This window comes from Microbacterium sp. LEMMJ01 (assembly GCF_002114135.1).
Taxonomy (GTDB): domain Bacteria; phylum Actinomycetota; class Actinomycetes; order Actinomycetales; family Microbacteriaceae; genus Microbacterium.
In genome coordinates, this window is record NZ_NCTV01000043.1 from 1 (window position 1) to 621 (window position 621).

Annotated in this window: 1 protein-coding gene; it reads right to left on the reverse strand. The window is 66.0% G+C overall.

The window, feature by feature from the left end; all coding sequences use genetic code 11:
- Nucleotides 1–203: 203 nt before the first annotated feature.
- On the reverse strand, nucleotides 204–479 hold the full coding sequence (locus B7W94_RS17730; protein ID WP_005052758.1) for a hypothetical protein: 276 nt from the start codon (nucleotides 477–479) through the stop codon (nucleotides 204–206).
- Nucleotides 480–621 lie beyond the last annotated feature (142 nt).

The window sequence follows — 621 nt, forward strand, 5'->3', positions numbered from 1 at the left end:
GCATCTGTGAGGGCGACTGGTCCACCGGTGAGCACTCGTCGATGATCGCGTGCCACCGGGGCAAGAGAAAACGGCACCCGGCCGGAGCGTGGAAATTGTCACATTCACCAACGATCCAACTGAGGAGGAGCCATCGCCCCGAGGGGCGGAAGGGAACCTGCTCAACAGCCGGGTGCCGCGCCTTAGTGTACCGCGCGGGGCGGTCAGAGCGGGGTGGATTGGAGGAGCTCGTCAGCGACTCGGTCGAGCAGCTGAGGGGTGAGCTGCTCGTGGCGTCCTGCGCGCTTTATGGCGTCGATCGTCGCGAGGATCGTGGTGTGCGCGTCCGGTGCAGAGGGGATGGTCTTCTGTGCCTGTCGGATGCGTGCGCTGAGCTCAAGGATCGCGGTCTCGTCGCGTTCATTGTTCGCGTAGCCGGCGGCGAGCTCGAGCGACTTGTGTAGCAGGCGGGTCTCGGTGGTGGTGAGCGGTGCGGTCATCGTGTCCTCGTGTTCAGGAGATCTGCGGTCAGTCGGGCGAAGCGTGTGTCGACGTCGCGCTGGTCGGGGAGATCGACGTCGGCCGCGATGGGTCGGGCGTCGTAGAAGTGGTGCCGGATGACGCGGCCCCGGTGGTCGACCA

What these genes read in the sequence shown, in the direction of transcription:
- B7W94_RS17730 (WP_005052758.1), bottom strand. Translation starts at nt 479, where the DNA reads ATGACCGCACCGCTCACCACCACCGAGACCCGCCTGCTACACAAGTCG.